This window comes from Paenibacillus paludis, from assembly GCF_042610515.1.
GTDB lineage: Bacteria > Bacillota > Bacilli > Paenibacillales > Paenibacillaceae > Paenibacillus_AQ.
In genome coordinates, this window is the sequence record NZ_JBGJZP010000008.1 from 180,212 (window position 1) to 204,117 (window position 23,906).

The window sequence follows — 23,906 nt, forward strand, 5'->3', positions numbered from 1 at the left end:
TTTAGATCCTTTGATTAGACACTCAACGTTTCCATTGCAATCTCCCATTTTCCGGCATCATATTGGATGTGATGGAGACTGGTATATGTACTAGGGTAAGCTTTGCCTTTATTCGACCACTCTACCCCATTTAAAATATGATAAATAATATTAATAACTCCGCCATGGGTTACAATTAAAATGTTCTCCTCCCCCTTGTTGAGGAGTTGCTCCTCGCATAACTTTTTAAAGGTTGCCTGTATACGGGTGAAAAAATCAATCGGACTCTCCCCGCCCGGGAATTCCTCATCCATCCGCAAAGTCGAGAAATAGAGACCCGGATACTGCTCCTCTACAAGTTCATGAGCCATCCCGGCGATGAGGCCATTGTTCATTTCTCTCCAGTTGTTGCTGGTTTCGAGTGGTAAGCGGAGCTCACTGGCAATCTCGGTTGCGGTTTCAACCGCACGGCTTAAATCACTGCTAACCACCCGCTGAATGTTGTAAAGATTGTTGTGCGCTTTAAGATACTGCCCCAGCTTTTGCGACTGTTCAATTCCTTCTGCAATAAGCCCACGCTGGCTCCATCCACCGCGGAATCCCTCATCATCTTTACCGTGTCTGACCAAATAGATTGACATTGTTCTCCCCCGCAACCATTCTGTTATATTGTGAGCTGTTCCTGATTTCACTTGAATACTGGATGGGACAGCCATTCCTCCCTCAGCAGCCCCATTTGAATTGAATCATAAAATTCTCCATTTGTATGTTAATATTATTGGTTGAAAGGCAAACTATCGCGCAAATGCCGGGTTTCACCCATGAACTCTCCTGATATGATAATGAAAGGATAAACCCAATGAATCTATCTTCAATTTCCGCAGCGCTAACAATGCTCGATTTGCGAAGCTGTCTGATCAGCCGGGACAACAGGCTTGTACTTGAACACTATAGAACGCCTAATACAGCCACTGAACTGGCCAAAATCAATTCCTGCACCAAAAGTGTGCTCTCCGCACTGATCTGCATCGCCATGGACAAGGGGCTGCTGCCGCAGCCGGATGCGCCGCTGACGTTATTTTATCCGCAGCTTAGCCTTGACCCGGATCATCGTAAAACAGAAATCACACTGGAGCATCTGCTCACGATGTCTGCCGGTTTCAACTGGATTGAATTTGGCGGGCAGAACTCATTCCCCCGGATGACCCGTTCTCCGGATTGGGTCCGGTTTGTGCTGGAACAGCCGATGTCGGACACACCCGGAGCACGAATGGTATACAACTCCGGCGTTTCCCAGCTGTTGTCTGCCATCCTGAGGCAAGCGGCTGGCATGTCCACGGCCAAGTTTGCCGAGCATTATTTGTTTGGCCCTTTGGACATTAAAGCTTATGAGTGGGAGGTTGATCCTCAAGGCGTTCATACGGGCGGGTTCGGGCTGAAGCTGCGGCCTTCCGACCTGCTGAAGCTGGGACAGCTCTATTTGCAGGAGGGCATGTGGGAGCACACAAAGCTCATTTTCCCTGAACGGGTCAACCGCTCTACGGAAACCGCACTTCATGTAGAAGCCCCCTACCGCGGCGGATATGGCTGGCATTGGTGGACTGATGTCTACACCTCGGCTGCTCAGGAGTCATCTGCAGCTTCCCAGGCATACTTCTATGCCCGCGGGTATGGAGGACAGTTTGTTTATATTATGCCGGAGCTTTCGACGGTTGTGGTTCTGACCGAAGATCAGCGGCGGAAAAAGAAACCTCCTGTTGATGTGTTCCGTGAGATCATCGTACCTGCACTGCTTGCCCCGTGATCAAGCTTTAACTTTCAGACTCCGGAATTTGGTTATAAGACAATTCATTCTGAACGTTCTTCCCTTACAAAAACGCAGCAAAAAAATACTTAAGCGCCTCCTGGGAATAACCATCCTCACCCCGCCAATTGGCTACCGAAATAAAATCGCCGTTGCCGCCCCGTCCCGGGCGCGGCTCGTTCGATGGAGGCAGGATCCCGGCGTATCCCCAAACCTCCATCACGACATCGCGTTCCTGTTTACTTGAAGGGACAACATCCTTCCAGCGTTTCTCCAGCTGCCGGGCGGCATCCTTCGCGCCGCAGTCCATAACTGCCTCCGTCATTGCGGTGAGGATGTCCAGATCCTCCCGGCTGACATGCAGGTTCTCCTCCAGGGCAAGCATCTCCAGATCAAGCCAACAATAGAGAAGCCAGTTCAGGCGGACTCCTCCCCATTTGATCCGTTCAAAATTCAGCACATTCCAGTCCTGATTCACATAGGCCTTGTCTGAGATCAGCTGTGCGTTATTGCAGTGACCGCAAGAACTGAACATGGGCGGTTGTGCAAGAAGCTCCCCATAGGTGTGCACAGCCAGCTCCGAGGTTAACGCCCAGCTCGACAACGCGCTCCGCAGATGGACCTTTCGGGTTGACAAGCTGTGCAAGAATGCTGTGGCCGCCCACTCTTTGCTGATGATCTTCTGATGCAGCTCACATAACCTCTTCGTCACCGCATCATGTGTGATGTTCACCGGATCGAACATAAGGCCCTTCTCTTTGGCATATTCAAAATCCGCTCCACTGTAAGGAGACGGACTGCTCTTCCAGCCGCCGGAGGTCCAGAAGGTACTTAACAATATTTTTTTGGCTTCTTTATCCATGAAGTCTCCCCCAGTCCTTTAAAGGTTAATAGAGTGCTTCTGCTTCGAACATGTTCAGTTCTGGAAGCATCGCCTTCTGTTGTTTATGTAACTGTATGTATTACCCAAATAAAGACAAAAAGACTCCGGCGTTTGCCAGAGTCTTCCTGAAACTATTATGTCTGCCTGTTTAGTTCTGCCGGACGCTATGATTCACGACCACATCATCCGAATGTCTGCCCCCGGCGAATTCAAGTCCGGCCAGCACGGATTTGCCTGGCAGAAGCTCCCGGGAAACAATATTCCCGGTGTGGTCCAGATAGGAGTCCACGTCTACAGAGTTGTGATACAGGTAAATCTCATCACTCCAATTATCCCCGGATATCCGCAGCGCCGTAGCTTCCAGCGCAGACAACTCCCGGCCCTCCAGCGTGACCGGCATTCTGCTGATCCGGATCTGCGGCTGGACCGTCCAATAGGGAACAAGGAGCGTTTCATAAACCGCTCTTCCCGCAGTGGACATGGACCGCTTCGCTACCGGATTCACGTAATATTGACCCTGCCTGAAATCAAGACCGCTCTCCAGTGTAAGCTGATCCTCAGCCTGCTCCTGTTCCGGGAATAGAAGCAGCACATTGCTGTCATTATGGTTCGTATGCACCTGCCCACGGTCCCACTGGACTACCGCATCGCCTATTGGCAGGTGGAAATATTGCTCGTAGGTATGCTGCTCTTGCGCCTCAAACAGATCCACTATCAGCCAGTAACGGTTCTTCACAAAAACTACCTTACGGGAATGGATAACGGGATCGTCATAGCGGGTATAGCCATAATGGCTCGCGAAGCAATAATCATAATCCTTGCCATGACGCGCATCCCATATTTTACAGGCTACGGTTTGCGGTGTATTCCAATGCAGGCCGCGCACATGCTGATCCTGCCCGTCAACGACGACCGTGTTATGCGCTCTTGTCGATACAGCATATTTGCGTTCCTTATTCCATTCGAACAGTCCCATGCCGGAATCGGCCAGCAGTTCCCGTCCTCCGGCATAAAGAATCAGGCTAAGCGCATCGGAATGGGCATGTCCCCCAATGCCCACCCCTGCCCGCATCGCCATATACATAGCCTCCTTCTCCCAGCTCTGCCGGGAGAAGGGCCGCCTCGATCAATTACAGCGTCCCTTATTTCAGCAGTATGTTCAAGAAAACCGTAGGCGAGAGTTTTATCCAGTATTTGACCCGATTGCGGATAGAAAGGGCCAAGCTGCTGCTGTTGACCTCCGATCAGAAAACCTTTGAAATCGCCGAAGCAATCGGGTTCGAGAACTACCGTTCCTTCAACCGTATCTTCAAAAAAGAGACCGGGTTCTCTCCCTCGGATTTCCGCAGGATCGGTGCGTCTGCCGAAGCCAGCGTCTAGAATCCGCTGGCTCTTAACGTCAAAAGGCGCCTCCAGCATTAAGCTGAAGGCGCCTTTGATAAGTGGTGAAGCTATTCATTAATCGCAGCACTCAAGCCACTTTTTGCAGAATCAGGGGTTTCTTCCTCTATGCAGCCTGACCTACCTGTGGTTCCCGACCGTTTTGCCGACTGGATGGTTGACCTTGTTTCTGCGCACCAGGTTGTAAGCCAGATAGATTCCATAGATCAGATACAAGATATTCAAGAAGGAAACCAGCAGAACTTCCTGGTCCAGATTCTCATTGCTGATCATCGCAAGCGCATCATAGGCAAAATGAAACACGATCAATGGAATAATGTGATTTGTAGTTTCAATAAGCAGTGCAAATATGAAACCGAGCAGCAGCGCATTAATGACCTGCAAAAGGATATGTATTATATTACTTCCGTTTAGTGCATTAGCCATATGTAGGACACCAAAAAAGACGGAGGAGAACACGATGTAAAACACCGGCCCCTTGAATTTCAGTTTATCCCTGATGATTCCCCGGAAAACGGATTCTTCCGTAAAGCCCACCAGCATGGTGAAAATTACAATAACCAGAATGTCGACCGCAGAAAGCTCAAAGTTGATGCCGCTCATAATAGGTTGTACAAGTGCGATAATAAGCAGCGGTACATAATAGAGAGCTTCTTTTGCCTTGGACACGCCAGTGCTTCTGAAGCCGAATTGGGCTAATGTGTGCTCTCCTTTTGTCATATACAGCATTACAATAACAGCCATGACCAAAAATGCTACAGCTTGGGCAATCTTCAGCCCCGTATCGTCCAGTTCCATGATGGTTCCGGCTGCGGATGCGACTGAGATCAATACTATCAGCAGAACCCCCAGCATGAGTGAAAATAAAATCGGATGCCCTTTTGCAGTGTTTTTTACCATTACTCGTCTCCTCTGTTATACAATCTAGTGTTCATCGCCATGCAAAGGGCAATAATGGATTTATTGTAATCCATTTCTGTGACTGACGCCATATTTATCTACATAATTCCGCTATGATTCCTTTTTTTAAGCTTCAACTGTTCTCCCCAGTGGTCCATCATCCCAGACCTGCACTTCAATATATCTCTCCGGCCCATATGAGCCATCTCTGTTCCAATCCTGAGGCAAGCCATATTTCTGAATGAGCTCTAAAATTTCTTGGTAGGTGTAAATCTGCCTGCGATATTCCTTGCCGTCATTCACCCGCGGGCTAAAGGTGGGAAACAAATCGCCATAGGAGAATGAGAGGGTGTCCAGTTTAAACTGTGAAATAGGTATTTGTACAAAAGCACTTTCCTTATACCAGTCACTAAGCCAGTCGCATGGGCCAACTACCATATAATGCGGGGCTTTTCTTACAGGCTTCCCGCCTTTTGAGATGAACAGTTCTCTGGCTAATCCCTCTAACTCCCGTCTGCGCACTAAATACCCCTGATCTCGGCGGGAAGCCATCACATCGTTTTGTTTGCGGATTGATTCCAGAACTTCGTCTGCCTGCGCTTCGCTCAAATCGGATAAATTGGCAAATGGGCCTCTGGACTTCTCATAATAATGATATAAATAGTCAGCGGAGCTCTCCATACTTACACCTTGCCTTTCTATAATGAATCGGATCAGACATGCTTTGAGGTAGTGCAACCGTTCGCAAAGAGCAGTGAAGACAGTAAAATGACCGCAAAAAAGCCTTTGTTCAAATCTGCCACTCCTTAATATTCATTCATTCGATAGTTGTATATTTGATCTTCTCTGCCCAGCTTAAACTGCAAAGTATTGCCTTCACGTTTGATAAACTTCAATTCGTCTCCGTAATAAGGCACGTCGTTCGTTTCCGCATATTGCTGCTGTTCCTCATTCAACAGCTCCTTGTACAACAACGTCTTTCCGCCTGTCTTGCGGTCAATAAACATTAGAAGCCCCTTCTGATTCGGACGGATCAACAGGAAATCATCATCAATTCCTTCGACCAGATAATTATCGTCTTCACCCCCGAGCTTCGCCAGATCCAGGGTCTCCTTCACCTTCCCTGTTCCGTCCTCAATTACCCGGAGGATCTTGCCATCCGTAAGCACCAGATTATTGCCATACATGGCTACGTTATTTCCGAACCGTTTATAATAGCCGACACTCGCCTGCCGGATCACCACTCCGTTCTTTATCACCAGGGTGTACCATGTATTGTTGATATGAGGTTCACCATAAATATCCGAGAGTGTCAAGTGGATTAAGCCTCCAGGTGTCTTCTGGAACTTGAATTCGACCATCTCGTACAGCTTGGAGCCGAGCTTAGCAATCAGCTGCGGTTTTCCCGGTCCCTTTGCGGCATACAGCGTGCCGGACTCTTTAACGACGGAATAAGTGACGCCTTCAAAGGTGGCGTTGACACTCGCAAAGGTCCCAAGCCCTTTGGCGGTGTAGACAGCATGAGCCGCATCCCAGCTTACTGTCTGCCCTTCCAGCGCCTGCACCACAAAGCGGGCAGGAAGATATAATTGCTCTTTATACCGGAACGGCGCTCCTCCTAATTGAACTGTTTTCCCATCAAGCACAGCAGTCTTGCTTCCAACCGTGACAACCACTGTTTTTTCCCATCCAACGTATTTGGCCCGTAGATCTGCCTTATCCCAGGCAACCCGCAGACCCGCCTCTTCCAGCAGACTTGCCGGGACAAACGCAGTTCCGCTCTTAACCAGTGCCGGAACAGTACCCTTGCCGCCATTCGCCACGTAATAAATGAACGAAGCATGGGTAGCCGCTGACGATATTGCCGGGAACAGAAACAGCAAAAGTAATATTGGAGTAAACATCCATATTTTTCTCATTACCTATCCATATCCTTTCTTCACTTTACTTTATTTTCTAATTCACAGATAATTATAAGACTCTTGGTTTTCCAAAAAGTTGCAGCTGCGGATGAGGAGGCGGGATATTTATGTTGGAGGGATGCGGACGTTTGCTGCTTAACTTCTATTTGGTTTGCTATAAATTCATCCTTAACATACTGAGCCTCGACCGGACACCACTGTTTACCGTTCTCTTCGACAACCACTTATTCTGCAGTTTCATCTCTCTAAAAACAATATTGCACTTTGAAATGATCCTGCTGCTCTCCAATCATCTCGTACAGGGTTATGATCTGGTATGTATAGCAAGTAAACGAATTCTTATCCGGTTCCATACCTTCAAGGAGCCTAGCCACATCCTGCTTTCTAATAGATAACGCCCGCCGTTATTACTATTAAAGGAGGATTATTTGCTATGGGCAACAATCTGTATAGCCGCATAGAGGCGAAATTCCAGGAGCGTAAGCTCAAACCTTATTATGAAAAAATCAAACGCATCCGCCAGCTTCCAATGGAGAACTGGAGCGACATCCAAATCAGGCGTTGCGCCGGGGAAATGAAGCTGAAAGCCCAAAGTGGTGTACCGCTTGAGGATTTAATGATCCAAGTGGCAGCACTTGTAGCTGAAGCTGTGTGGCGATTCATGCAAATCCGTCTCTTTGACGTACAGCTCGCAGCCGGATTAGCCCTGTGTGATGGTTATCTGGTGGAAATGCAGACCGGGGAAGGGAAAACGCTGGCTGCCGTCCTCCCCGCTTACTTACAGGCGCTTCAGGGGAAAGGCGCTCATATCTTTACCTTTAACGATTATCTGGCTCGGCGGGATGCCGAATGGATGGGCCCTGTCTACAGGGGGCTGGGTCTCTCCGTCGGTTATGTTGCAGAGGGGCAGGAGGTCGGGGAAAGAAAAGCAGCATATGCTGCCGATATCACTTATTTGTCGGCGAAGCAGGCTTGCTTTGATTACTTAAAGGATTCACTGGTGTATACTCCGGCCCACAAAGTCCAGCGCCCCCTTCACTGCGTACTGGTCGACGAGGCGGATTCCATACTCATTGATGAAGCCCGGATTCCGCTTGTCATCGCGGGAGAAACGGACAAGAAACGTGCAGGTAACCGTGAAATACCGTTGATCGTGAAGCAGCTCATTCAGGGGCCGGATTATGATACGGACGAGCATAGGCGGAATGTACACCTGACGGAAGCCGGAGCGCTTAAGGCTGAGGTCATGCTGAAATGCGGAAATTTATATGAGTCCCGCAACTCGGATACGCTCGCAGAGCTTCACTGTGCGCTGCATGCAGAAGCTTTATTAAAGAAAGATGTCGATTATATTGTAAGAGACGGCGCCGTGCTGCTTATTGATGAATTCACCGGGCGAATTGCCGAGAACCGGCATTGGCCAGACGGTCTGCAGACAGCAGTGGAAGCCAAAGAAGGGCTGAGCATTCAGTCCGGCGGCAAAATTCTTGGAACCATGACGCTGCAGCATTTTTTAAGCCTCTATGCCCGGCTCTGCGGGATGACAGCAACGGCGTTATCCTCGGCGGATGAGTTTAGAGCCTATTATGCCCTGGATGTGATGGTGATTCCACCGCATCAGCCCTGCAGAAGAATTGATTATCCTCATGTAATATTCACGCACCGTGAAGCCCAGTGGCAGGCCATTCTTAGTGAAATTGCTGCTGTTCATAAGACGAAGCAGCCTATCCTAATTGGTACAGCTAGTGTGCAGGCATCCTGTCAAATGGCAGCCGACTTGCAGAATGCAGGCATTCCATGCAACCTCCTGAACGCACAAAATGATCAAAGGGAAGCGGAGCTGATCGCCGGAGCAGGCCGGCTGAATGCGGTGACCGTTTCAACCCATATGGCAGGCCGGGGTGTCGATATTATTCTCGGCGGAGGCGATGCGGAAGAATACTTGGCAGTAAAAAAGCTCGGAGGGTTGTATGTCATCGGTACAAATCTGCATGAAAGTGTACGTGTAGACCAACAATTGCGTGGCCGTGCAGGCAGGCAGGGAGATCCCGGCTCCTCCCGCTATATGATTAGCCTGGAGGATGATTTGCTCGCAAGGTTCGGCTTAAGAGAGGCGCTTCCGAAGGAATATCAGGATCTGCAGCAGGATTCTCCGCTTAAAGGTTCCAGAATCTGCAACCTGATCAACCATATTCAGCTAGTCATGGATGGCCAGCATATTGAAATCAGAAAAACCTTAAATAAATATGCCGATTTGATCGAACAGCAGCGGCGTATTCTTTTCACGAAACGGGAGGCCCTGCTTGGTGAGTTATTGAGGCCAACCATCTTAATGACAAGAGTACCTGCAATTTACGAACAATTATGCCGCAGGTTCGGGGAAAAAAGGGTTGAGGAAGCCGAAAGATTCATCACACTGGTTCAAATTGATAACGGCTGGGCTGATTATCTGGCTTACGTTTCTTCTGTGAAGGAAGGCATTCATCTGGAAAGCCTGAGCCACAAAAATCCGCTGCATGAGTATCACCGGCTGATCATAAATGCCTTTGCAACACTGGAAGAGAGGATCGAAACCGCTGTTGTGGAACTTTTTCTGACAACGGACTTTTGCTCACTGAAGATAAATTTCCACTTGGAGGCTTTGAGAGTCCCCTCAGCGACATGGACGTATATGATCAATGACAGCTTTTTTCAGAACAGAATCAATCTTTTATAAAAGGAAAACTGCTTGTTGCCCTGTCTTAGCCAACTTTCAATGCAATCAGCCATTGTGCGGCTTCCAGCAAGTCTGCTGCAATAAAGTCCGGCTCCGCCGCCTCATACCAATCCTTGCGGTAAGCCATAAGCGAATTTTCGCCCCAGCCCGTACGGACAAGCACTTTGATTGCGCCCACTGCGGCTGCTGCCAGCATATCCGTTGTTCCAACCCTGGTTTGGGTTTCTGGCATTCACAGTCACTACCGGAGGAATGAGGACAAATGTAGGAGGCGTCCATCCCGAAGGACACAAACTGGCTGCTAAATTCCGCCTCACTGGCTTGGCCAACGCGAACGGGAACAGTTCAAAATCGCGGGGATGAATAAAATGTCCGGTTCCCCCCATCGTCCCGTCACGGTCTATGAAAACGGCTTGAAGATTATCCATAAGCATAAAGCCCTCCTTATTGACTGATGATTAATTTCATTTGTTCAACAACTTCGTCCACACCGTGGCTGCTTGTATCTATTTTAGTAGTCCCCATGTTCCGGTATAAGCTTAAACGTTCGATACTGCTGAGAATTTGCTCCTCCGGTCTATGGTCTTGCTCCATCCGCTGCCTTAGTGCAGTCTCCGAAGAGATCAAGGTAATCGTTTGTGTATCAAATTCCAGATCATCTAGCCGTTTCAGAAGACCTTGCAAGATCTCTTCGCGATGAAGAACCCAACTGAAAATGACATGTTCAAATGTAGAGTTCGTCAAGAAGCTTCTTAGCTGATATGTAATGTTATTCTCCACCATGGCTCTGTTTTCATCGTTTACGATCCAGGGATTCATCATCCAGCACCAATCGCCATCCAGCCATACGGAATGATTTAGCACCCCGTTCAGGCTTTTGCATACGGCGGATTTCCCGACACCCATTGTGCCGTTGACAACAATTAACTTTTTCATGACATCCTCCTCTAAAAGGTATTTACACATAGTTCCATCGAACTATTCTTTTAATAAATTTCAGTAGGAAATGATTCCTTTGCATGATATAATCTCTTAGTCCATCATCGAGAATTTATCCCCATTGAAAGTATGGGTTTGCAGGAGGATCACTATCATCATGAACAATCAGATTAAAATAGTCAAAGTATCCGCAGAGATTGAGAAGGATGAATTTGATATTAAGGTGAGCCCTTGGCGATTGCTGCTTGAGACCAACCGTTATTACGAGATCAAACCCGAGCTTGGACCTGTAAAGAGGATCTATAAAGAGAAGCTTAATACCGTTACCGATGAAACAAAGTCTTATGCCGACGGTATTCTCTCCTGCTCCGCATTTTGCATTGAAGACCGGGTTAATGAGATGCAGTTGGAGATCCTGCGCAAACTGCAGTTGAAAATCAATGCCTTCAGAGATGAACTGCAGTTAAACCAAAAAGCAATCGAACAACAAAAATTCTTACCAAAAATAGAGGGTTCAACGGAATAAATGAGAAGTGGATTTCCTCACAAAGGTAAAGAGCCGCAGGTGCGCAGGTGTCGCATCTTCGGCTCTTTGTCGTATTGTTCTATACCAGCTCTGCGTTTTTCAGGGCATGCTCCCAGCTTGGAAAATAATACAATGCGCTCCGCATCAGCTCCGGATCCTGCTGTTTTACCTGCTTTTTGTTGATTGTTCCGTTGGATTGAAGCTGCTTGATCCGGTTGATAACTTCATCAGATCCCAGTGTAATATCCACATCACCACTCCTTTCCCTTAAGTCTTCTTCCATATTTTTCTCCATCCTGTAAAGTTCTATACAGTGCTCTATTGAAAAAGAGTGCTCCATCAGCCATTCTCCGGCTGATAAAGCACTCTCTCATCATAATTTAATGGCTTACGAGATAGGAAGCATCCAAGATGATAGCCACCCGTCCGTTCCCTAGAATGGTCGCCCCGGATAGATGGTTCAAGGTCCCGAGCATGGTTCCGAGCGTTTTGATGACCACTTCCTGATTGCCTAAGATTTCATCCACCGCAAAGGCAGAAATTTTGTCGACTGATCTGACAATGACAATCGAGATCGTTTTGGAACTGCGCTCAACACGCGGATAATGCAGCTTGTCCCGCAGCCAGGAGAACGGCACAATCCGTCCATGGTTGATAATCGCCTGCTCCCCTTGGATCGTCTGAATCTCTTCCGGGTGAATACGAACAATTTCAGCAATGTTGTACATGGGGAGAATCAATACCCGGCCTGACACCTTGACCAGCAATCCCTTGATGATCGCCAAGGTGAGCGGAAGCCTGATCGTGAATGTCGTCCCTTTACCCGGCTCTGTATCAATATCAATGATTCCGTTCAATCTTCCGATTTGGCTGCGGACAATATCCATTCCCACACCACGTCCGGATACATCACTCACCTCGGAAGCCGTCGAGAAGCCAGGCTCGAAAATGAGATGAAGCGCTTGAAGCGGCGTCAAATGTGCAGCCTGATCCTCTGTAATGATGCCTTTGCGAAGCGCGGAAGCCTTGATATTCCCGGCATCAATGCCCTGACCGTCATCTGCCAGGGAAATCACTACATTATTCTCTTCATGGAAGGAGGACAGGGTAATGCGCCCCTTCGCCGGTTTGCCTTTTGACGCACGCACTTCGTGGCTTTCGATTCCGTGGTCTGCACTGTTGCGGATTAAGTGGATCAAGGGATCGCTCAATTCCTCGATAATCATCCGGTCCAGCTCAGTCTCGCCGCCCTGTACCACCAGCTCTATATCCTTGCCGAGCTTTTGCGCCAGGTCTCTGACCATACGCGGGAACCGGCTGAAGAGCTGGTCTATAGGCAGCATGCGTGTCTTCATCACGCCTTCCTGCAATTCCTTGATGACACTGCCCATATGATCGGATACGCCACTGATGCTCTGCAGCGCTTTAGCAGGGTCATTGCGGATGCCGGTCGTTTTCAGATCCGCTAGTGAGGTCTGGTCTATCAGCAATTCACCGACCAGATTCATCAGATGATCGAGCCGTTCCACACTGACCCGGACCGTCGGTTGATTACCTTTGACCCGTTCTTCAGCCGGAGGCCCGGACTGTGGCATATTTGCCGGTACTTCTATAGTAGCTATCTCTCCGCCGGCAGCTTCTCCCGATTCGAAGGGAGTAATCGCCAGAGTTTGCACATCTGAATCCCCCTCCAGCTGTGACTGGATCAGCTGCGGCTCTTTCGAGGTTGCAACCACTACAGCGAATCTGCCGTAACGGCTGTCTTCATCTTTATCTACAGCTTCACCGGGTGAAAGTGAAGCAGCAATAACCGATCCGCAGACATCTTCGATCCGCTGCAACAGGATGAAATGGCGTGCTGCCTTCATCTGGCAATCCTCTTTCAGCGAAACGCCGATCATCAGTATCTGTTCCCCGGCGGCAGTGGCTTCCTCTACTTTAAGACTCTCAGCGGCACTTAACACAGGCGGGCGGACCGGTTCTTGCTTTGCAGGTTTGTTAATCAGCGCTTTAATCTCCGAAACCACAGAACTGCAGTCATCATAAGCTTCCCCGCTGATATATTGGCTGCGCAGCTTCTTCATGGCATCCAGTGCGCTAAAGAGTGTATCAATCAGAATTGCGGTGATTTCCGGTTTTTTCTCACGTACCCATTCCAGCGCATACTCCACTTCATGGGTCAAATCACTCATTTCCAGGAAGGCCATCGTTGAAGAAGAGCCCTTGATCGTATGTGCGGCCCGGAACAGAACTTGGATCAGCTCGGACGAAGGAGATTGCTCAAGGGTCAACAGGGACTGGTCCATCCGCTCCAACTGGTCGTTCAGCTCTTCTATGAAAATATCTCGGTAGGCAGACAGCTCCATCATTATTTATATTCTCCTTTCTATCCGCCCAATATTTCCTCGAGCTTCAAGATCCCAATAAGCTGGTCTCCCTGTTGTCCAATGCCATGAAAAACACCTTCTCTACTTCGGCTATGCGCTCCAGTAGGCGGATGAATTTCTCCGTAGGTAGTCACTTTGTTCACTTTATCTACGATCAAACCTACGAATTCATCCCGGCAACGGACTACGATAATCCGGGTTTCTCTTGTATAGGGCTCATCCGACATACCAAGCAGATTGCGCAGGCTCATGACACAGACTACTTTGCCCCGGAGGTTCACCACGCCCTTAACTTCATTCCTGGTGAACGGTATATCCGTAATGCTCAGCATCTTAATGATTTCATGAATCTCTTCGATACGGATCGCACAGGTCTCGGCACCCACGGCGAGTTCAATATATTGTTCCTTCTGCAGCGTGGACATGTTGTCACCTTCAGTCTGTAAAATTAGTGGGTTTTGAATGCGGCAGCGGAAATCGCCAATTCTTCAGAGAGCTGAGCCAAAGACTGGCAGGTAGCTGCAGTCTCTTCAGAAGCAGCGGCGGACTCCTCACTCGAAGCCGAGATTGCTTCTACCGAACTCATAACCTCTGCAGCCTGTGCAGACTCTTCTTCGCAAGCCGCAGCAATTTCATTCACTTTAAGCGCGGAGTTATTCACCATCGCGATAATTTGCTCAAAAGCCTGGCTGGTCATCGAAGATTGCTCCACACTTTCGGACACGGCCCGGACACTTTGCTTCGTATTTTCCTGCATCGCTTTAATAATCTTCGTAATTTCCTTGGTCGCCTCGCTGCTTCGTTCCGCCAGCTTGCGGACTTCATCGGCTACAACGGCAAAGCCTCGGCCCTGTTCTCCGGCACGAGCTGCTTCAATGGCTGCGTTCAGCGCAAGCAGGTTCGTTTGCTCGGCGATATCGTCAATGACCTCAATAATATCGCCAATCTTGCTGGAGTCATCCTCCAGCTGAGTCATCTTGTGATTCACAGCCTGCATTCCCTGAAGGGATGTTTCAACCACATGTCCGCCTTCACGGGCAGTTCTGACCGTATCATTAGAGAGCTCTGCTGCTTCTTCTGCACTTACAGCCACAGAGTTAATGGCAAGCGACAGTTCTCTGAAGAGTTCAGTGATGTTGGCTGCCGCAGCCGACTGGCTGGTGCTGGTGCTGGAAATTTCCTGTGTGCTTGCTGAAATCTCCTCGGAGGAAGCGGCAACACTTTGCGAATTCATCACAATACTATTGATCAATTCCTTTAAGTTAGTCACCATCCGGTTGAGTGCAGATGCCAATTGACCCACTTCATCCTTGGAGGAAACCTCTGCTTGTTGCGTCAAATCTCCATCAGCCACCGCGGAAGCGAGACTAAGCATCTGCCGTAGAGGTCTAGAGATCGAGCGTGCAATGAAAGTTCCAATAAGGATGCTGATAATGACCGCAGCGACTACCACGGCTATAGTAACAACCAGTGAGGTGTTATAGGTTTGTTCCGAACGATGGTTGGTGGCTTCTGCCAAGCTTGCATTGAAAGCAACCAGCTCCGTCAATGTTACTGCAACCTTTTCTGATTGCAGGCTCAGAATTGTTTTATTAAATTCGTTAAATGCCGTAATATCCTTATTCTCTGCGATGGACATGCCCTGCTCATAAAGCGTTAAATAGGATGGGTATTCGATATCGAACGTCCGCAGCAGTTCCTGCTCCTTCGTGGTAGTGGCTACCGTACGGAAAGTATCGATCTTTTGTTCGATACTCTCGCGGGCTGCAGCAATCTCGGTCTTGATCTTAGCCTTTGCTTCAGCTCCGCTCTCTGTGCTCATATTCCGCAAATATAAACGCATATTCATAAAACTGATCTGTGCTGCGGATAAATCTCTTACGGAAATTAAATTGTTGTTGTACATTTCATTTGTGTTTTTGTTCATCCCCCGCAGCGTCGATATCGAATAGATACCGAATCCCGCCAAAATCACAGCGACTAGCAGAAAAGCTGAGATGATTTTCTTTGCTGTTTTCATGTTACTGAACCACTTCATGAGTACTCCCCCTGGATACGATCTTTGTGTGTGTCCGGTGTTTAGCTGTGCAATTACGCAATCTCCCCAGCATGCATCCCGGACAGCATAGATATATTTCGACAAATTTCGTCGATTTCTGAATAGTTTATTTTTGCATTGCCAAAAAAAAATTTAAAAATGGCTTTGCTTCTATTACGAAATATCCGGAATCGTTATTTGCGCAAACATTATTACAATATACATATCCAACCAGTTATGCACTACAATCATCTTTAACTTCAGCGGAAATGAGGGAGGTCTCATGGAAACGAAAGTACCCGTCAAAGAAAAGATTTTTTTCTCCGGGGGATTGCTGGGCCAGAATATTCTATACAGCTTTATGTCGATGTACATTTTGTTCTTTTACACCGATTTATTGGGCATACCTGCTACCACGGCCAGTCTAATTCTGGTGGTAGCCAGCATAGTCGATGCCTGTCTTGATCCGGTGATGGGGATGATTACAGACAAGACCCGCACAAAATGGGGGAAATTCAGACCCTATCTGCTGTTCGCCCCGTTCCTTATCGCAGCTGCTACGGTCCTGTGTTTCTGGGATTTCGGAGGTTCCCCTAAGCTGACGTTAGTAATCGCCTCTGTCTCCTATCTGTTATGGGGTATGTTGTATACCGTATGTGATACGCCGCTCTGGGCATTATCCTCTGTAATCTCCAAAGACCCCGATGAACGGACGCTGGTAGTTACCTTAGGGAAAATTGGCGGTACCCTCGGAGCCGTAGCCGTTACCATTGGTGGCATCCAGCTGCTGCTCGCCTTCGGCGGCGAAAGAAACACGGATGCTTACCTCTATTCCGCAATCCTCGTAGCCGCTATTGCGGCGGTCTCTATTTTCCTCACTGGATTAACCTCCAAAGAAAGAGTAACCCCTTCGCCCGGTAAGATTTCCTTTAAGACAAATCTTCAGACGATTTACAAAAATAAGCCTTTGCTGGCCCTGCTCGCCTCACTGCTGATTATCAATTTGATTAACGGCATCAGGCAGAGCATTCAATTGTATTATGTGATTTATGTCTGGGGGGATGCGGTGTATGTCACTCAGGTGGGGATCAGTCTTGTTGTGGGGATGCTGCTGGGAATGGTAGCCACTCCGAAATTGCTGAGGTTGTTTTCCAAGAAAAAGGTGTTTATCGCCTCTTGCCTTCTGGGCAGCTTATCCTGTGTTATTCCCTATCTGTTTGGGGACGAGAATAGGATGTTTGCACTTGTCTTCTTTGGGATCAGCTTCTTTTTTTCAGGGATGACCATCATTGTGAGCACATCCATGCTTCTGGATACGATTGACTATTCCGAATGGAAGCTGGGCTTCCGGGGGGAGGGTATTGTTTTTTCAACGAATACATTCATCACTAAATTCAGCGGAGCTGTCTCCAGAATCATCATCGGTACAAGCCTTGGATTCTTGAACTATGTTGAGAACCAGCCGGTAACCTCGGGTCTCCAGCATGGGCTCAGCTTTGTGATGTTCATCCTGCCGGCGCTTTGTTTTGTCGCTGCCATTATCCCTATCCTGTTCTATAATATTAGCGACAAGCAAAGAGATCGTATATTATCCGATTTGGAAATTTCCCGAGCCTTATAATCGTCTGAATCTCGTACATTATGAATAAGGAGTGAATGGATATGGATTCATCTGCACTGCATACTCTTATGGCCCCTCCCGAACTCACGGGATGCCGCAAAATATTATGTGTACAACCCCATCCGGACGACAATGAAGTCGGAATGGGCGGCATTATTGCCAGCTTCGCGGAAAAAGGCTGCGAAATCCACTACCTGACCGTAACGAATGGTGACCTGGGGGCAGAAGATGAGCAGCTGTCGCATGAAGAGATTGCCAAGATCCGACGAGTTGAGCTGGAGGCAGCAGGGAGAATGCTGGGCGCTACGGAGTTTCATCAGCTGCAGCATGGTGATGGCACACTGGATCATGTGCCTTCATTGGCCGGGGAAATCGCCGAAATCATTCGAACCGTACAACCCGAAGCCCTCTTCTGCCCCGATCCGTGGCTGGACTATGAAGCGCATCACGATCATATCGTTGTTGGCAAGGCAACGGCACAGGCTTTTCTCCTGGCAGGACTTGCCCGTTATCCCAAAGGCACCTCAACCAAACCGTGGCAGCCGCAGGCCATCGGGTTTTATTTCTCGTCAGAGCCGAACACGGTCATTGATATCACCGGAACTTTCGAGCAGAAATTTGCTGCAATGGCCCAACACCGCAGCCAGTTCAGTGATGAATTACTGGCCCTATACCGGCTCTACTTTGCAGAGAAAGGCCGGCAGTTGGCCCGAGATAAAGATTTCGAAATGGGGGAAGGGTTGAAGGTGTTGTCTCCGCTGCACATGCATTGCTTCGTGGATGCGAAACGGATCTGAGGTCAGGAGGATTCAGCACGGTAAATGTAAAAAGACACCAACGAAACGCTGGTGTCTTTTTACATTCCGGCTCAGGACTATCACATTCCCCTTCGTCTCCAGCCAAACACTTGCACATGTACTATGGCTTTGGTTACCCAATGCGTCAGTACATACAATACGATAAACAGCAGCACGAACGGCCTGAATAAAATCCATATAATGAACCAGGCCATAATGATCTGCCACCGCTTCATTCTGCGCACCAGCCGGGTAGGCCATAAAAAAATCCGTAGCAGCTTGTGCTGCTGCTGGAGCGCCTCCAGAAATTCGCTCTGAATCTGCTTATCGTCAGGGCTTAGGCGTACCGCATTTTTCATGTATGTTTCTTTAAGCTTGTAATCCCCGCGGTCGCCCGCCGCCCATCCCAAATATAACATCACATATGGCATTTCGGCTCCATATTGAACCGCTTGACGGTCAAGTTCGGCTGACTCTTTTATGTTGCCCAGCAGTGCCTCAGTATAGCTTAATGTAGCCAAATACAGCGGACTCTCCGGTCTTAGTTCCAATGCAAGCCGCAAAAGCTCTCTCGACTCTTTGTATTTCTGCTTCTTGTTTAGAAGATTAGCCTTCAGAAAAAAGTAATGAGCTTCATAAGGATCAATCCGCATCGCTTCCTGCAGATTCTCATTAAGCGCTTTCTCGTTGTCCGTTTCGTAGTAGACACTGACGCGTACATACCAGGCCAACGTCTGCTCCGGTTCCCGGATCAGTGCCTCGTTCGCCCAATACAGCGCCTTTTCATAATTATCCATGAGATTATAAATATGGGCAATCAGTGCAAAAACATCCGGATCCTCCGGCTCTTCCCGCAGCGCCTGCTCTGCTTCTGTCAGAGCTTCCTTGTAACGTTTCCACTCGATGAGCTGATGTACCGCTTGAAGGGTATTTTGCTTAAATTGATTCTCCACTGTCAGCGCCTCCGTCACTCATCCCGCTATTTAATTCCGTGTTTCTTGGCATAGTCCAATACGATCTGGTAGTCCCGGTTGACATCGCTGAAGGTCGCATAATTCTTCGCGGTTGAGAACCATTCCAGTGTCGTGGCCTTCCGGGACTTCGCTGCTTTCTTCAGATCATCATTTGTAATCGGCTGGATCTCTCCGGTCTCAAAGGTGCGCTCCATCGCAGACTCTATGGCATCGCTCACCACCTGCTCCAGATCGGCACCCGAGAAGAATTTTGTATCTGCTGCAATCTTGGGCAGATTCAAGGCTTGAGCAGGTTTTCCGGCCATCTTCAGGCCCAGAATAGCCTCACGTTCGGACTCCTCCGGCGGCGGGACAAACACCAGGTGGTTGAAGCGGCCCGGACGCCGCAGTGCGGAATCGAGATACCAGGGTGTATTGGTGGCACCGATGACAAACACATTCTCATTCTCGGCTTGCAGACCATCCAGCTCCAGCAGCAGCTGATTCACCAGCATCCGGTCATGATGCTGGCGCATCTGATGGCGGCTGCCGCCCATCGCGTCCAATTCGTCGATAAAGATGACGCACGGTTTGTTCTCTCTGGCTTTCTCAAAAATATTATGCAGGTTGTTCTCACTTTGGCCCACATACATCGCCAGGATGGCCTGCAGCTCGATATGCATAAAATTCGCTTCAATCTCACCGGCTACCGCCCGTGCCAGAAAGGTTTTGCCGCAGCCCGGGGGCCCGAACAGCAGCAGACTGCCGCCCGCTTCTTTGCCGTAAGCTTTGAACAGCTCCGGCTGCTTCAGCGGCAGAATAAAGTTCATCCGGATCTTCTTCTTCACTTCTTCCAGACCGCCTACATCCGCGAAGGTTTCCTTAGGTTTCTCTGACTCGATAAGCGTTTGATCCTCTTTACTGAATTGAATGAGTTTCAGCCGCTTGCGCCTCTGTTCCATAAGCTCATCATGATCATCGGACATTCATCTCTCACCCCTATGGTTAATGAGATTAGTTTACCATATTTTAATAGGATTTGTTGTTACACCAGATGTGTTCTCCAGTGCTCCCAAGCGGTCAAATAGTCCTTCAAGTCATGCGGATGGACTCTGGCACAGATGCCAATCCGGCAATACAGCTGGAAGACTACCTCTTCTATCAATCTGGAATGTCCTATTGTGTCCTGCTTGAGCTGGTCAAACGCCTTAAACAAGGTGACCCTGTTCAAGTCATCCGGTGAGGAACAGAACGCATAAGTGAAGTCATAGATGAGTGGTCCAACCATCGGCGAAGGGTCAATGACGCCCACCAGGCTGTGATCCTGAAATACAAAATTATGAACACCTGTATCGCCATGCAGAAGATACTTGTCCTCCGCGCCGGAGATTCTGCCGGACAAGGCTTGTACTTTATCATAATCCTCCGCAGGCAATATGTCTCCCACACTGGAGCGTGCCTCTTCTAAACTGATTCTATTGAACTCAGCCCATGAATCCCGCGGCATTTCCAGGCGGCCCCATTGTGGCGCAGATGAGGTTTCATAATGGTTCAGAAGACCGGTTACAATGCCTGTCAGCCAATCTATCTTGGCACCGCGTTTATAATGAGTTGTACCCGCAGTATAGGTATACAGAATGTAGTTACCGTGCGGATCGGTATACAGCAGTTTTGGCAGCAGTGAACTCCCGGGATACGTTGCCAGCAGCAGTTCGGCGCAGGAAATGCTCTGCGGCCTGTCCACCTTCAGCACATATTTCTTTTCCTTATTGACGGTCAGAATGTATACGAGACCTTCGGTCGTTCCTTTCATTTCCTCGCTGACTTGACTGTTCTGTTCAATCACTCCCAGGTCCTGAAGTGTATCAACTATCGCCTGGATATCAGGTCGCAACGTCATTCTAATCCGCCTCCAAATTTATACGTATTCTCTATTATAGGGACGGGTGATCCACAAGAGATAGGTATAGTTTGGATCTATTCAGACTTTGCACTTATTGGGCCTCTTCTTGTGATTCCAGAGCGAATCTCAGCAGACGGCTGAGCGCTGCGGGCAGGACCGTAACATGGCCCTCTTGCGGGAATTTGGCCAGGCTGACCTGCAAGCCTTCCGCAGCAAGTGGGGCGAGCAGAACCGGCAGCTTCTCGGCATCCTCGACCATGTGATCCAGCTCTTCTGCGCCAATGGTGATCAGCAGTTTCCGCTGTAGTTTCAGCCCAGGATAGATGGCGGAGAACCGCTCCTGCTCAACTAGCAGGGAATAACCACCCCACCAGACCGAAGGGCTGCCGGCAGCGTAATGCGTGAACAGTTGCGGCCGTGTGAACAGGGCATGGAGGACGAGCAGACCGCCCAGCGAATGTCCGAACAGTGACTGGCGCTGGCTATCCACAGGAAACAGCCCGGAGATCAACGGCATGATCTCGTTCTGCAGCAAATCGAGGAAGCTATCCGCGCCTCCATGTTCAGGCCAATCACTGCCGTCTGGCCGCTTCGGCAGTGATTCTAACTCCGCAGGCATCGTGAAATCATAGCAACGGCGGGTCATGTCAAAGGGTTCGCTGGAGGGATAGCCGATGGCTACAATCACAACAGGATCATAGCCATGCGGCTTGCGTGTCTGCAAGCGCGCGGACTCTGCCAGCGTATGAAATACGGCATTCCCGTCGAGTGCGTAGATGACCGGGTAGCCCTCCGGCGGCGCTTCCCCGGAAGGATGGGAGACAAGGATCCGGTACTCCAGATTCCGCTCACCTGCGTAGAGGACATGCTCCTCACAACCACGGTGCGGATAACTCCGTTCAAGTTCTTTACTCATTACAATCATTACACTTCCCCCTAATGATAACCATTCTCATTATTGGAGATTATAAAGGATACACGCCCGGGTATCCATGGACTCTATCCTGCTCCGGGCTTGGACAATGTGCTGAAAGCATCAATAACCGCTCTTCCAGCATCCGGTTAATCGCTACGGCCGATTATTCAAAATGCGTTCAACAAAAAGAGACACTACAATGTGTCCCCTTAGAAATTGGTTGCCGCTTATACGCCTGCCCTTATAGGATTACACAGCCAGCCGGTAATATGGCAGAGTAACCGCCGGCCTTAAACCAAGCTTTTGCGCCAAATAATATGAACCTTGATTTTCCAAACGACAAGCCCATACCGGCTCCAGATTATGCTCCAGACAATAATCGATCAGTGCTGAGCATACAGCAAGTGCGCAGCCTTTTCCGCGATGATTCTCCGCCGTTTCGATTCCGATCTCCAGCTTCCCCGCAGTGCGGCAAGACGCAAAAGAGGTAGCGGCAGCTTCACCGTCTGAAACTAAAGTATAGCCTATCCCTTCGGCAGCAAAATGCTCCTCATCCCGCCAAAAAAACCGGGGAACGACCGCTCCGCTCTGAGCCAGGAACTGTTCTTTGGTCGTACGCATGATAATGCCGTCAGGTCGCGGAAGCTGCGCCTTGGCATCCATGTAGGCTTCTCGGTTGAAGCAGAAGTTCACTCTTGTATTCCGCTCAATGGCCCGGGAATGATTCTCCAGGGATGAAATTCCGCTGTTTATCAGAGAGCTGTTATGAATAGATAAAATAGAATCAAGGATAGGGGTCCACTCTGCTGCCGGATCACTTTGCAGCCACTCCGCACTCTGTCTCATTCCTGCTTGATTAGTCATATAATCATGAAGTCCCCTTGTAAACGCCTCGTTGCCGGCCTCTCCAAACAATAAAGACATGCCATAGGAATGCACTACATAGAAGGCACGGGGATTGTGCACAGCATCTACATAAACGCTGCCGGGAACAAGGTGCTCAAGCACTGCCCGTGCAAACATTGTGTTAATATTCACATGATCGAGCAGCGGCAAGCCTTTGAAATAATCCTTGCTTTCAAGTTCTAACATGTTATCCTCTCTCTTCTTTGAGTAGTAAATTAAAAAGCCAGCGGAAATTCCATTCATATACATGGGACATCATCCAATGATCATACGGTGCCGGTATCCCCTTCTCCAGCCAGCGATCGGCGGATTCTCCACTCTGGGCAGCGTTTTCCGCGTAAGCCTGGATATCAGTAAGGTAACTTATCATTTCTGTAATGCTTTCCCTGCCGGTGACCCCGCCATGCCCGGGAATAACCAGATTGACATCAATCTCGCGCTCAATCCGTTCCAGAATCTCAATCCAGGCAACCGTAAAGCCGCTCAACATCGCCGGGTGGGAGTGGCTTAAGATAAGATCACCGGCAATCAACACCTTGGCGTCTTCGATATACACCATCGCATCGCTTTCCGTATGCCCGCCGCCATAGGTGAGCAGAGTAATCGAACGGGCCGAGCCGTGAATGATCAGTTGCCGCGAGAAAGTAACGGATGCTGTCACTCTATGGATCATAGGCGTTGCCGCCAGCAGCGCAGCCTTGTCGGCAATTTCATAACCGAGTGCTTCGCGGAGCCGGGGATCTGCCGCAGCCTTTTCCCCTTGTTCCAGCATTTCGATTTGATTTCGCAGGCCGCTCTGCCAAGTATTCAGATCTGGAGCCCCGCCTTGAACCAGCACCTCCCGGGTAAGCGCTGTGGAGATAATGATGCTGCCGGCAAATACCTGATTGCCATAATGATGATCTCCATGATAATGGGTATTGACTATGTATTTCACTGGCTTACCCGTAAGCAGCTCTGCCTCAGAACGCAGGAACTCGGCTGCCTGCGGAAGACTGAAGGTGTCTACAACTACTGTTACATCGCCCAGATCTATGATCGACGCGTTCCCCAAAGCTCCACTTCCGGGAATAACGATAGCGGCCCAGACACCTTCCGACACCTGCTGCAATGTAAAATAAGGATTCGTATGCTTTACCTCCTCTATATCTACCTTATAATGGTGCGAATCTCTCATGCCTTTCTTCAGTGAGCGATCACAGATTTATCAGACATTATACTATATTATGGGAAGCTTGGAGTAATCATTTATTAGTAAAAAAAGCGGCGGAGTGCCTCTTAGCACTCCGCCGCTTTTTTTACCAGTGAGTTCTGT

General features: G+C 49.0%; 24 protein-coding genes. 6 read left to right on the forward strand and 18 right to left on the reverse strand.

Annotation, left to right across the window (positions count from 1 at the left end; genetic code table 11):
- Positions 1–14: 14 nt before the first annotated feature.
- Entirely contained in the window at positions 15–620 is a 606-nt protein-coding gene (locus ACAN56_RS17815; RefSeq protein ID WP_379144591.1) for a histidine phosphatase family protein, read from the reverse strand.
- Between the two features lie 218 nt (positions 621–838).
- On the opposite strand from ACAN56_RS17815, the gene ACAN56_RS17820 reads away from it, so the two are divergent.
- Positions 839–1,783: a serine hydrolase domain-containing protein gene (locus tag ACAN56_RS17820; protein WP_379144593.1), complete on the forward strand. Its 945-nt coding sequence runs from the start codon at positions 839–841 to the stop codon at positions 1,781–1,783.
- A gap of 64 nt (positions 1,784–1,847) precedes the next feature.
- On the opposite strand, the gene ACAN56_RS17825 is transcribed toward ACAN56_RS17820, so the two are convergent.
- Positions 1,848–2,645 carry a hypothetical protein gene (locus ACAN56_RS17825; protein WP_379144596.1) on the reverse strand — a complete coding sequence of 266 codons (798 nt, stop codon included), beginning with the start codon at positions 2,643–2,645 and terminating at the stop codon, positions 1,848–1,850.
- Positions 2,646–2,814: 169 nt separating this feature from the next.
- A complete protein-coding gene (locus ACAN56_RS17830) occupies positions 2,815–3,750 on the reverse strand; it encodes a heparinase II/III family protein (RefSeq protein WP_379144599.1) in 936 nt (311 codons plus the stop codon).
- Positions 3,751–3,791: 41 nt separating this feature from the next.
- On the opposite strand from ACAN56_RS17830, the gene ACAN56_RS17835 reads away from it, so the two are divergent.
- Positions 3,792–4,046, forward strand: coding sequence for a helix-turn-helix domain-containing protein (locus tag ACAN56_RS17835; protein WP_269322572.1), 255 nt, complete (start codon positions 3,792–3,794; stop codon positions 4,044–4,046).
- Between the two features lie 141 nt (positions 4,047–4,187).
- Here the strand turns inward: ACAN56_RS17835 and ACAN56_RS17840 are convergent, their stop codons facing one another.
- The 3 genes from ACAN56_RS17840 to ACAN56_RS17850 form a co-directional block, all read right to left on the reverse strand.
- Positions 4,188–4,967: a CPBP family intramembrane glutamic endopeptidase gene (locus ACAN56_RS17840; protein ID WP_052092178.1), complete on the reverse strand. Its 780-nt coding sequence runs from the start codon at positions 4,965–4,967 to the stop codon at positions 4,188–4,190.
- A gap of 126 nt (positions 4,968–5,093) precedes the next feature.
- Complete coding sequence (locus ACAN56_RS17845) at positions 5,094–5,648, reverse strand: hypothetical protein (protein WP_379144602.1); 555 nt, start codon at positions 5,646–5,648, stop codon at positions 5,094–5,096.
- A 125-nt stretch (positions 5,649–5,773) separates the two neighbouring features.
- Positions 5,774–6,886: a copper amine oxidase N-terminal domain-containing protein gene (locus ACAN56_RS17850; RefSeq protein WP_379144604.1), complete on the reverse strand. Its 1,113-nt coding sequence runs from the start codon at positions 6,884–6,886 to the stop codon at positions 5,774–5,776.
- A 436-nt stretch (positions 6,887–7,322) separates the two neighbouring features.
- Here ACAN56_RS17850 and secA2 point away from each other — a divergent pair, with 436 nt between their 5' ends.
- Complete coding sequence (gene secA2 / locus ACAN56_RS17855) at positions 7,323–9,605, forward strand: accessory Sec system translocase SecA2 (protein ID WP_379144606.1); 2,283 nt, start codon at positions 7,323–7,325, stop codon at positions 9,603–9,605.
- 25 nt (positions 9,606–9,630) lie between these two features.
- Here secA2 and ACAN56_RS17860 read toward each other — a convergent pair whose 3' ends face one another.
- Both ACAN56_RS17860 and ACAN56_RS17865 read right to left on the reverse strand, forming a co-directional pair.
- On the reverse strand, positions 9,631–9,837 hold the full coding sequence (locus ACAN56_RS17860) for an HAD hydrolase-like protein (protein ID WP_231578301.1): 207 nt from the start codon (positions 9,835–9,837) through the stop codon (positions 9,631–9,633).
- 212 nt (positions 9,838–10,049) lie between these two features.
- Positions 10,050–10,541: an AAA family ATPase gene (locus tag ACAN56_RS17865; RefSeq protein WP_379144609.1), complete on the reverse strand. Its 492-nt coding sequence runs from the start codon at positions 10,539–10,541 to the stop codon at positions 10,050–10,052.
- A 160-nt stretch (positions 10,542–10,701) separates the two neighbouring features.
- Between ACAN56_RS17865 and ACAN56_RS17870 the strand changes: the two genes are divergently transcribed.
- Entirely contained in the window at positions 10,702–11,070 is a 369-nt protein-coding gene (locus tag ACAN56_RS17870; RefSeq protein WP_038594114.1) for a hypothetical protein, read from the forward strand.
- 79 nt (positions 11,071–11,149) lie between these two features.
- Here the strand turns inward: ACAN56_RS17870 and ACAN56_RS17875 are convergent, their stop codons facing one another.
- The 4 genes from ACAN56_RS17875 to ACAN56_RS17890 all read right to left on the reverse strand — a co-directional run bounded on the left by ACAN56_RS17875 (position 11,150) and on the right by ACAN56_RS17890 (position 15,495).
- Positions 11,150–11,353, reverse strand: a complete 204-nt coding sequence (locus tag ACAN56_RS17875; RefSeq protein WP_038594117.1) for a hypothetical protein — start codon at positions 11,351–11,353, stop codon at positions 11,150–11,152.
- A gap of 97 nt (positions 11,354–11,450) precedes the next feature.
- A complete protein-coding gene (locus tag ACAN56_RS17880) occupies positions 11,451–13,439 on the reverse strand; it encodes a chemotaxis protein CheA (protein ID WP_379144612.1) in 1,989 nt (662 codons plus the stop codon).
- Positions 13,440–13,456: 17 nt separating this feature from the next.
- Positions 13,457–13,882 (reverse strand): chemotaxis protein CheW, encoded by a 426-nt coding sequence (locus tag ACAN56_RS17885; protein WP_038594123.1) that lies wholly within the window; start codon positions 13,880–13,882, stop codon positions 13,457–13,459.
- 23 nt (positions 13,883–13,905) lie between these two features.
- The gene (locus ACAN56_RS17890; RefSeq protein WP_379144615.1) at positions 13,906–15,495 is read right to left on the reverse strand and encodes a methyl-accepting chemotaxis protein; all 1,590 of its coding nucleotides are present in this window, start codon (positions 15,493–15,495) and stop codon (positions 13,906–13,908) included.
- Between the two features lie 283 nt (positions 15,496–15,778).
- On the opposite strand from ACAN56_RS17890, the gene ACAN56_RS17895 reads away from it, so the two are divergent.
- Both ACAN56_RS17895 and ACAN56_RS17900 read left to right on the forward strand, forming a co-directional pair.
- Entirely contained in the window at positions 15,779–17,116 is a 1,338-nt protein-coding gene (locus ACAN56_RS17895; RefSeq protein WP_379144618.1) for an MFS transporter, read from the forward strand.
- 41 nt (positions 17,117–17,157) lie between these two features.
- Positions 17,158–17,913 carry a PIG-L deacetylase family protein gene (locus tag ACAN56_RS17900; RefSeq protein WP_379144620.1) on the forward strand — a complete coding sequence of 252 codons (756 nt, stop codon included), beginning with the start codon at positions 17,158–17,160 and terminating at the stop codon, positions 17,911–17,913.
- Positions 17,914–17,993: 80 nt separating this feature from the next.
- On the opposite strand, the gene ACAN56_RS17905 is transcribed toward ACAN56_RS17900, so the two are convergent.
- The 6 genes from ACAN56_RS17905 to ACAN56_RS17930 all read right to left on the reverse strand — a co-directional run bounded on the left by ACAN56_RS17905 (position 17,994) and on the right by ACAN56_RS17930 (position 23,768).
- On the reverse strand, positions 17,994–18,866 hold the full coding sequence (locus ACAN56_RS17905; RefSeq protein ID WP_379144622.1) for a tetratricopeptide repeat protein: 873 nt from the start codon (positions 18,864–18,866) through the stop codon (positions 17,994–17,996).
- Positions 18,867–18,892: 26 nt separating this feature from the next.
- Positions 18,893–19,852, reverse strand: coding sequence for an ATP-binding protein (locus tag ACAN56_RS17910; protein ID WP_379144624.1), 960 nt, complete (start codon positions 19,850–19,852; stop codon positions 18,893–18,895).
- A 59-nt stretch (positions 19,853–19,911) separates the two neighbouring features.
- Positions 19,912–20,766, reverse strand: coding sequence for a phosphotransferase (locus ACAN56_RS17915; protein WP_379144628.1), 855 nt, complete (start codon positions 20,764–20,766; stop codon positions 19,912–19,914).
- A 94-nt stretch (positions 20,767–20,860) separates the two neighbouring features.
- Positions 20,861–21,694, reverse strand: coding sequence for an alpha/beta hydrolase (locus ACAN56_RS17920; protein ID WP_231578302.1), 834 nt, complete (start codon positions 21,692–21,694; stop codon positions 20,861–20,863).
- 240 nt (positions 21,695–21,934) lie between these two features.
- Complete coding sequence (locus tag ACAN56_RS17925; RefSeq protein ID WP_379144631.1) at positions 21,935–22,777, reverse strand: GNAT family N-acetyltransferase; 843 nt, start codon at positions 22,775–22,777, stop codon at positions 21,935–21,937.
- Between the two features lies 1 nt (position 22,778).
- Positions 22,779–23,768, reverse strand: a complete 990-nt coding sequence (locus ACAN56_RS17930; protein ID WP_379144634.1) for an MBL fold metallo-hydrolase — start codon at positions 23,766–23,768, stop codon at positions 22,779–22,781.
- Positions 23,769–23,906 lie beyond the last annotated feature (138 nt).

What these genes read in the sequence shown, in the direction of transcription:
- ACAN56_RS17815 (WP_379144591.1), bottom strand. Translation starts at nt 620, where the DNA reads ATGTCAATCTATTTGGTCAGACACGGTAAAGATGATGAGGGATTCCGC.
- ACAN56_RS17820 (WP_379144593.1), top strand. Translation starts at nt 839, where the DNA reads ATGAATCTATCTTCAATTTCCGCAGCGCTAACAATGCTCGATTTGCGA.
- ACAN56_RS17825 (WP_379144596.1), bottom strand. Translation starts at nt 2,645, where the DNA reads ATGGATAAAGAAGCCAAAAAAATATTGTTAAGTACCTTCTGGACCTCC.
- ACAN56_RS17830 (WP_379144599.1), bottom strand. Translation starts at nt 3,750, where the DNA reads ATGTATATGGCGATGCGGGCAGGGGTGGGCATTGGGGGACATGCCCAT.
- ACAN56_RS17840 (WP_052092178.1), bottom strand. Translation starts at nt 4,967, where the DNA reads ATGGTAAAAAACACTGCAAAAGGGCATCCGATTTTATTTTCACTCATG.
- ACAN56_RS17845 (WP_379144602.1), bottom strand. Translation starts at nt 5,648, where the DNA reads ATGGAGAGCTCCGCTGACTATTTATATCATTATTATGAGAAGTCCAGA.
- ACAN56_RS17850 (WP_379144604.1), bottom strand. Translation starts at nt 6,886, where the DNA reads ATGAGAAAAATATGGATGTTTACTCCAATATTACTTTTGCTGTTTCTG.
- secA2 (WP_379144606.1), top strand. Translation starts at nt 7,323, where the DNA reads ATGGGCAACAATCTGTATAGCCGCATAGAGGCGAAATTCCAGGAGCGT.
- ACAN56_RS17860 (WP_231578301.1), bottom strand. Translation starts at nt 9,837, where the DNA reads ATGCCAGAAACCCAAACCAGGGTTGGAACAACGGATATGCTGGCAGCA.
- ACAN56_RS17865 (WP_379144609.1), bottom strand. Translation starts at nt 10,541, where the DNA reads ATGAAAAAGTTAATTGTTGTCAACGGCACAATGGGTGTCGGGAAATCC.
- ACAN56_RS17870 (WP_038594114.1), top strand. Translation starts at nt 10,702, where the DNA reads ATGAACAATCAGATTAAAATAGTCAAAGTATCCGCAGAGATTGAGAAG.
- ACAN56_RS17875 (WP_038594117.1), bottom strand. Translation starts at nt 11,353, where the DNA reads ATGGAAGAAGACTTAAGGGAAAGGAGTGGTGATGTGGATATTACACTG.
- ACAN56_RS17880 (WP_379144612.1), bottom strand. Translation starts at nt 13,439, where the DNA reads ATGATGGAGCTGTCTGCCTACCGAGATATTTTCATAGAAGAGCTGAAC.
- ACAN56_RS17885 (WP_038594123.1), bottom strand. Translation starts at nt 13,882, where the DNA reads ATGTCCACGCTGCAGAAGGAACAATATATTGAACTCGCCGTGGGTGCC.
- ACAN56_RS17890 (WP_379144615.1), bottom strand. Translation starts at nt 15,495, where the DNA reads ATGAAGTGGTTCAGTAACATGAAAACAGCAAAGAAAATCATCTCAGCT.
- ACAN56_RS17895 (WP_379144618.1), top strand. Translation starts at nt 15,779, where the DNA reads ATGGAAACGAAAGTACCCGTCAAAGAAAAGATTTTTTTCTCCGGGGGA.
- ACAN56_RS17900 (WP_379144620.1), top strand. Translation starts at nt 17,158, where the DNA reads ATGGATTCATCTGCACTGCATACTCTTATGGCCCCTCCCGAACTCACG.
- ACAN56_RS17910 (WP_379144624.1), bottom strand. Translation starts at nt 19,852, where the DNA reads ATGTCCGATGATCATGATGAGCTTATGGAACAGAGGCGCAAGCGGCTG.
- ACAN56_RS17915 (WP_379144628.1), bottom strand. Translation starts at nt 20,766, where the DNA reads ATGACGTTGCGACCTGATATCCAGGCGATAGTTGATACACTTCAGGAC.
- ACAN56_RS17920 (WP_231578302.1), bottom strand. Translation starts at nt 21,694, where the DNA reads ATGATTGTAATGAGTAAAGAACTTGAACGGAGTTATCCGCACCGTGGT.
- ACAN56_RS17925 (WP_379144631.1), bottom strand. Translation starts at nt 22,777, where the DNA reads ATGTTAGAACTTGAAAGCAAGGATTATTTCAAAGGCTTGCCGCTGCTC.
- ACAN56_RS17930 (WP_379144634.1), bottom strand. Translation starts at nt 23,768, where the DNA reads ATGAGAGATTCGCACCATTATAAGGTAGATATAGAGGAGGTAAAGCAT.